This window comes from Belliella filtrata, assembly GCF_022549775.1.
GTDB classification, from domain to species: domain Bacteria; phylum Bacteroidota; class Bacteroidia; order Cytophagales; family Cyclobacteriaceae; genus Belliella; species Belliella filtrata.
Genome location: NZ_JAKZGP010000001.1, coordinates 332,989 through 339,506 on the forward strand (window position 1 = coordinate 332,989; position 6,518 = coordinate 339,506).

Consider the following 6,518-nt stretch of genomic DNA (forward strand, 5'->3'; position numbering starts at 1 on the left):
GGAATATATAGATTGACTATTCCAAAACTGCTTTTAGCCTCACTTTTTTCACAAGTTTACTTTGATAGGCGACACCATCTAGAGGTACTGGAATTGCGTGAGACTCGTCAGCATCAGACACTTCTATGATTCTGTAGTTTTTTTGTTTTGAGTCTGCAAACTTAGCAATTCTACTTTCTGCATGTTTTAGTGCAGCCTCAAATAACTGATCTGCGATTTCGCTCCGTTTTTCTTCCTCAATGTATGAGCCCATGGTATTGATATACCCAGGTAGCTTGTACTTGGTCAGAATTTCAACTACTTCATCAAGTTCAGCTTTTTGTTTAAGGATAAGCATATAGCTAATACTGTACGTAAATCCTTTGGAAGAAACTCCATCACCCTCTTGGTACAAGTTCTCATACTGAATCTTTGTATTGAATTTAGACAATTCTCCCTTGGCAACTAATTCCTGCATTTCGGCTTTTTGTTTATCATTGCCATTGAAGCTTACATTGATGGCAAAGGGTAGCTCTGGAAGCTCAAGCTCTGCGACACCTGTCATTTCCACAGTTTCTGGTACATCAGTGGATGGGCTGCAAGATGTTCCCAATGTCAAGCCAATCACAAGAAGACTAAAGGTCATCAAAAAGGAAATTTTCATAATATTAGGGTTTGAAAATATGTATTTGGAAATAATACATAAATATAGTTCATTATAGACTGACAATCCAATACCAAACCCCGATACTCAAAAAAGATAAAGGAATGCCAACTCCTACTAACAAAGAGGCTAGTTTGGGTTTCAGGTCATGAGAAATGGCTATAATAGACCCTGTGATCATGGGAGCCATGGCCATTTCGATGACCGATACTTCAAAGACGAGTCCATCTGCTTTTAGGATAATACCATAAAGGATAAATATCACCAATGGAGCAATCAAAAGCTTAAAAGTAAGTCCAAACCAAAGGTAAGTGGACTTTATTGCTTGAAAATTGACTTTGAGCTGAAGCCCGACTGCAATGAGTGCTAGTGGTGTCAATGTCTGCCCTATCCACTCAAAGACCATGTCAAGTTGAGCGGGAAGATTTAAACTCAATAAATTCATCATAATCGCTAGAACGAAACTGATAAATGGTGGAAAGGTCAATATTTTTCTACTGATATCTCTCTTTCGCTTTTTTTCTTTGGAATATATGGAAGCTACAATGATAGCGACAGAGCTCACGATAATAAATGAACCAGCCTGATCAATAATCAGCGCAATTTTCAATGCTTCGTCACCATAGAGTGCATTGACGATAGGAAATCCTACAAAAGATGTATTAGCAAGACCTGCAGTGATGATAAGGCAGCCTGTCAAGCTTCGATCCCACTGGTACACCTTTCCTAAAGTACCAAATAGTGACCAGGAAAGCCCAAATGAAATCCATGCCGAGGAAACAGGCATCAATAAAGTGCTATCGATCACAATATCGGGAATGAACCTAAATGATAAAGTTGGCAGGACAATATAGATCAGATACGTATTCAGGTACTTTGCCGTAGTGGAAGGAAGCATGCTTAGGCCTTGGAGCAAGATGCCAATTGCAAGAAAAATGATGATAAGGAAAAGGTTACCCATAGATCGGCAAAGTTAACACAATCATAATTTTGTATTTGAGCGAGAATTGATTTTATCTGCTTTTTTTGTAAATGTTAAATGTAGAAGAAATGAATAGACTGATACCCATTGAGATAGAAGGTGAAAAGCTGGTTCAATTATCACAGCTCACAATCGATCAAGCAAATGATTTGAGAAGCTGGCTTCCTTCAAACAGTTTGAAAAAGGTGAATTTGCACGGAGTAGACCTACAAGACTGTATTGATTTTGAGACTTACGATTATTGGTTCAAAAGCAATCATATTCTTAGCAAGTCTTATCAGACCATTTTGGATTTTTAAATCATCCCAAAGGTTTTTCTTTTCTCCAGGAAATATGCCTCCAAGTCTGGATAGAGTATGCTTTCGGCAAGAGGGATTCCTGAAAGGGTGAGTTGTATGTTTCCTTGAGCTGTTTTTGGATCCACGTCCATTGTTTCTATCAAAAAAATTAATTCTTGCAAACTGAGTTCATGTGGTGATTTTTCGGGATTTAGTTTGATATCATTGCCATAAAAATCCACCGCCTCATAATAATATGCTCCGTCCAAAGCATTGGCATAAATGCTGATCTCTTCACCCCATTGACTTTCTGGATAGCTGAGCTTACAGATTAGGGTATTTGGTCCTGTTCCGTTAAAATAGCTTGCTGGTTTAAAATCGAAATTGATCATGCTGTGAAATTAGGCATTAGATTCTATGTTCATAACAGTTTCAATTAGATTTTTTACGTTCTACATCAGTTTGTTGGATTTTAGGAAGTGGTTGTTTTAGTTTTTGCTTGGATTTAGAAGGTTTTGCTTTGCCTTGGGCAAGACTTCTCTTATCCAATTTCTTTGGATTTGGATATAAAGAGGGGATAAGTCAAGAGAATTAAAAAGCATCCTGGGATCAGGAGGATTTGATTAATGAGGATTTATGCTTCGAAATGAGCTCAAATTAAACTAGCTTCTTATTTTATCTAAAGCCACGTCAAAATTTGCACTATTACCAATTTTTGGTAAATTTGAGAAAAAGCTTCCAAATAATGAAAAATACATCAGTATCTCTAGGAAATTATTTCGACCAATTTGTCCAAGCACAAGTTTCCGCTGGACGCTATAAAAATGTTAGCGAAGTAATCCGTGCTGGGCTTCGCCTTTTGGAAAACGAAGAAAATAAAGTTATAGCCCTTAGAAGTGCAATTCAAGAAGGAATAGATAGCGGAATTGCCCACGATTTTGATCCAGAGAAACATCTTCAAGAATTAAAAGCTAATCGTAAAAAGAATGGCTAAATATGAACTGACTAATTAAAGCTGTCGAAGATTTAAAGCGGATTTGGGAATACACGATTGATAATTGGTCTGAAGAACAGGCTGATAAATATTATAATTTACTGATGGATAGTTTCCAAAACATTGCGAACAATCCCGAATTAGGAAAAAACTATGACGGAATAACAAATGACCTTTTTGGACTAAAAATGAGCAGGCATATTGTTTTTTATCGTAAACGAATTAACCAGCTAATTGAAATCACGAGAATTTTACACGAACGAATGGACTTGAAAAACAGACTTAGTGAATAAAAACTGGCCACTTTCATAATCCTGATTAGTTATAAAAATAAAACATCAAATGAAGTAGGGATCTTAGATGCTGATAAAAGAAGTCTTAAATCCACAGCTTAAAGTTAAGAATCCAATCATTATGTGGATAAAGATGAAGTAAGCCTACCACCCACCCCTCCAAAATTAACCCAAAAGTAATTTTATTACAGTTTTTTAAAGAATCTTTCCTATGTTTGCAACATTACAGCAAAACTTCAGTATAGAAGGATTGATAATTTCGTGAACCAATTTAGGAACATACTGCCCTTGTTTAGCCACCTTTGTCTGGCGCTTTTGCTAAGTGTATTAGCAAATGGGGTATTCTTTTTTCATGCTCACGAACTAGAGAATGGACGAATCATCACCCATGCTCACCCACTTCTGACAGAAGAGCAACAAGAGCTGCCTGATCATGGTCACACTGAAGAAGAATTGATCTTTTTGGACCTGATTGCTCATGCGGACTACTTTATTTTTGATCTAGAGTACCAAATTCCTCAAGTTATTATTGAGTTAGCTACTCAAGATACATTCCTTTCTGCAGGAGTAGCTGATTTTGAGTTTCACTTTGGCTTCGACCACAGAGGCCCCCCTATCGCTTGATTTTTCCGAATTACATTTTAGCTTCACCAGCTTTTGGTTGAAGTATTATTCTATTATTTTCTATTTAAAAAATTCATTCACGTATTATGCGACTGATATTACTCGTTGCTGCATGTCTCCTTTCTTGGACTTCATGGGCATCTCAAAATATGGCTATTGACGGCAAAGTCATAGACAAAAACACTAAGCAACCTATTCCTGGAGTTTCTGTTTACGTTCCTGAACTAAGCAAAGGGGTAGTGACCGATATTGATGGATCATTTTCATTAGGTTCAATTCCAGATCGGGCTTTTACAGTACAATTTTCTTATGTGGGCTATGGCACCAAAACCCAAATGCTAAGGCCTTCTGATAGAAGTAACTTGGTCATTGAGCTCGAAGAGGCTGTTTCAAATATTGATGAAGTAGTAGTATCGGGTGCTTATATCATGAGTAAAGAAAGCTCACCGATAGCAATCGAAAAGGTCAGCAGAGATGCTATCCTTAAGATGCCTGCACCAAGCTTGATGACAACACTGACCCGTACGCCTGGTGTCAGTGAAATATCCCTTGGTCCAGGTATTTCCAAACCAGTGATCAGAGGACTTTCATTTAGCAGGGTACTTTCTGTATACCAAGGCGGAAGGTTCGAAAATCAGCAGTGGGGTGCTGATCATGGATTGGGTCTTTCAGAGACTGGAATCAGCAACATAGAATTGATCAAAGGACCTGCATCGATCATTTATGGATCAGGAGCCATGGCAGGTGTAGTAAACTTGATAGAAGAGGCAGATGCACTTGCAGGCAATATTGAAGGAGATATAAACTTGAGAGGCTACAGTAATTCCCTAGGTTATAGAACTGAGGCAGGTGTCAAAGGGGCAAATGAGAATGGCTTTGTATGGTCCATGAGAGCAGCAGCAGAGTCTCATGCGGATTATCTTGACGGAAATGGTACGACCATAGGCAATACCAGATTCAATACACAAAACATAAAAACTGGTATTGGACTCAAGAAAAACTGGGGAGATACCAGGCTACGCTATACCTACCTTAAGCAACGCTTAGGAATCGTAGATGAAGATGAATTAGATGTATTGGCCACAACTCGCAATGATCGTGCAATGCAGTTGCCTTTTCAAGATGTGACGGATCATTTCCTAAACTCTGAAACGAATGTCTTTGTAGGCGAAGACAGGTTGAAAGCTACATTTGGACTTCATATGAACAACAGGAAAGAAATCGAAGATGATATGGATGATATAGATCTTGGCCTTCGCCAGACCAATTTCATGTACGATATCAAATATTTCAAAGAGTTAACAGAAGGGCTTGAAGCAATTGTTGGTGTTCAGGGATTTTACTTACAAAACAAGAACATGGTCGAAGCAGAAGAAATTCTAATCCCTGATGCGACCAAGGATGATCGGTCAGTATACTTACTTTTGAACTACAACAAAGACAAGTGGGTGGCTCAAGGTGGTGTTCGATATGATTATAGAAAAGTGGTCGCTGATGCAAGTGCTCCAAATCTTATTGATTATGGTTTTATCCTTCCTGGAGATCCAGCAGACCGAAGACTAGAGCGGGTTTTTGATGGCGTAACGGCAAGTGCTGGTACTACATTTAGACCTACTGACCAGTGGAGGTTTAGGCTGAACGTAGCCCAAGGTTTTAGAGCACCTGATCTAGGCGAGCTATTCTCTAATGGACCACATCCTGGTACCAATAGATTTGAAAGAGGCAATGCAGATTTTGTGCGAGAGCAAAATATTCAAACAGACTTTGGTGTTCGATATAGCCAAAAGGATTTTTCCATCTCTGGTGAAGTGTTTTACAATCATATCGACAATTATATCTTCTTCTCGCCTACTGCTGAGATGATGGGTGATTTGACAGTGTGGGAATTTGAGCAAGCAGATGCAATGTTATACGGAGGTGAAGTAGAGTTGGATATTCATCCAAGGTCAGCAAGATGGGTTTCTGGATCGACTTCCTATAGTATGGTGATTGGTCAGCGAAGATCTGATATGAGTTACTTACCATATATTCCTGCCTTCAGATGGAATCACTCTGTGGACTTTAAGTTGAATGACATGGGAGCATTGAATAATCCATACATCAGTTTGACGGGCGCTTTGGTGTTTGATCAAAATAGAGAAGCTCCATTGGAGGAGGCAACACCAGGGTATTATTTGTTGGGATTGAATGTAGGTAGTCAAATTTTGGTTGCAGGTAAGCCGATGGATGTTTACATCAGTGGTACCAATTTATTGAATAGAACTTACCTTGACCACATGTCACTTTTCAGACCCTTCGGCGTCAATCAAATGGGAAGAAATGTGGCTTTGAATGTTAGAATTCCATTTTGAGAAGCAAAACGTGAGAAATGAAATTTAAGACCTTTGAATCAAAAAACAAGAGGAAGTTATCAATTTCTCAGATAGCGTGCTTTGTACTTTAATTCCCCGTCTCTAATCTGGGCTTCTTGCTTAATTATTAACTAACTGATAATCAGTAAAATAATTAACAAAAACATAACACAAAAACCCCGAATTTGGCTGTTCCCAGCTTTTTTCGGGGTTTTCTTTTTTGTGTTTTAACCCACATTGCAGGTTTTAGTCGAAAAACATAAAATTTCAGTTTATTTTCCGGTTTTTGCCTTCCAATTATCCGTACCCCCCTACGGTTAAAGTTTTTCACGCTCTCCATGAAGCCTTCTTTT

At 38.4% G+C, this 6,518-nt stretch carries 9 protein-coding genes; 5 read left to right on the forward strand and 4 right to left on the reverse strand.

Annotated features, from left to right (window positions below; translation table 11 throughout):
- Window positions 1-16 precede the first annotated feature (16 nt).
- Together MM239_RS01455 and MM239_RS01460 are read right to left on the reverse strand one after the other, a co-directional pair.
- On the reverse strand, window positions 17-643 hold the full coding sequence (locus tag MM239_RS01455) for a hypothetical protein (RefSeq protein WP_241345981.1): 627 nt from the start codon (window positions 641-643) through the stop codon (window positions 17-19).
- A 52-nt stretch (window positions 644-695) separates the two neighbouring features.
- The gene (locus MM239_RS01460; RefSeq protein WP_241345982.1) at window positions 696-1,604 is read right to left on the reverse strand and encodes an AEC family transporter; all 909 of its coding nucleotides are present in this window, start codon (window positions 1,602-1,604) and stop codon (window positions 696-698) included.
- An 89-nt stretch (window positions 1,605-1,693) separates the two neighbouring features.
- Between MM239_RS01460 and MM239_RS01465 the strand changes: the two genes are divergently transcribed.
- Window positions 1,694-1,924 carry a hypothetical protein gene (locus tag MM239_RS01465; RefSeq protein WP_241345983.1) on the forward strand — a complete coding sequence of 77 codons (231 nt, stop codon included), beginning with the start codon at window positions 1,694-1,696 and terminating at the stop codon, window positions 1,922-1,924.
- Here MM239_RS01465 and MM239_RS01470 read toward each other — a convergent pair.
- On the reverse strand, window positions 1,921-2,295 hold the full coding sequence (locus MM239_RS01470) for a UDP-glucuronosyltransferase (protein ID WP_241345984.1): 375 nt from the start codon (window positions 2,293-2,295) through the stop codon (window positions 1,921-1,923). The two genes, MM239_RS01465 and MM239_RS01470, sit on opposite strands and share 4 nt — an antisense overlap.
- A gap of 353 nt (window positions 2,296-2,648) precedes the next feature.
- Between MM239_RS01470 and MM239_RS01475 the strand changes: the two genes are divergently transcribed.
- The 4 genes from MM239_RS01475 (at window position 2,649) to MM239_RS01490 (ending at window position 6,165) form a co-directional block, all read left to right on the forward strand.
- Window positions 2,649-2,897, forward strand: coding sequence for a type II toxin-antitoxin system ParD family antitoxin (locus tag MM239_RS01475; protein ID WP_241345985.1), 249 nt, complete (start codon window positions 2,649-2,651; stop codon window positions 2,895-2,897).
- A gap of 56 nt (window positions 2,898-2,953) precedes the next feature.
- Window positions 2,954-3,190, forward strand: coding sequence for a type II toxin-antitoxin system RelE/ParE family toxin (locus MM239_RS01480; protein WP_241345994.1), 237 nt, complete (start codon window positions 2,954-2,956; stop codon window positions 3,188-3,190).
- Window positions 3,191-3,451: 261 nt separating this feature from the next.
- Window positions 3,452-3,814 (forward strand): hypothetical protein, encoded by a 363-nt coding sequence (locus MM239_RS01485; RefSeq protein ID WP_241345986.1) that lies wholly within the window; start codon window positions 3,452-3,454, stop codon window positions 3,812-3,814.
- 86 nt (window positions 3,815-3,900) lie between these two features.
- The gene (locus MM239_RS01490; protein WP_241345987.1) at window positions 3,901-6,165 is read left to right on the forward strand and encodes a TonB-dependent receptor; all 2,265 of its coding nucleotides are present in this window, start codon (window positions 3,901-3,903) and stop codon (window positions 6,163-6,165) included.
- Window positions 6,166-6,319: 154 nt separating this feature from the next.
- On the opposite strand, the gene MM239_RS01495 is transcribed toward MM239_RS01490, so the two are convergent.
- On the reverse strand, window positions 6,320-6,518 hold a 199-nt coding region (locus MM239_RS01495), incomplete at its 5' end, for a hypothetical protein (RefSeq protein WP_241345988.1).

Excerpts from the sequence above, each read along its gene's own strand:
- MM239_RS01455 (WP_241345981.1), bottom strand. The coding sequence starts at position 643 with ATGAAAATTTCCTTTTTGATGACCTTTAGTCTTCTTGTGATTGGCTTG.
- MM239_RS01460 (WP_241345982.1), bottom strand. The coding sequence starts at position 1,604 with ATGGGTAACCTTTTCCTTATCATCATTTTTCTTGCAATTGGCATCTTG.
- MM239_RS01465 (WP_241345983.1), top strand. The coding sequence starts at position 1,694 with ATGAATAGACTGATACCCATTGAGATAGAAGGTGAAAAGCTGGTTCAA.
- MM239_RS01470 (WP_241345984.1), bottom strand. The coding sequence starts at position 2,295 with ATGATCAATTTCGATTTTAAACCAGCAAGCTATTTTAACGGAACAGGA.
- MM239_RS01475 (WP_241345985.1), top strand. The coding sequence starts at position 2,649 with ATGAAAAATACATCAGTATCTCTAGGAAATTATTTCGACCAATTTGTC.
- MM239_RS01490 (WP_241345987.1), top strand. The coding sequence starts at position 3,901 with ATGCGACTGATATTACTCGTTGCTGCATGTCTCCTTTCTTGGACTTCA.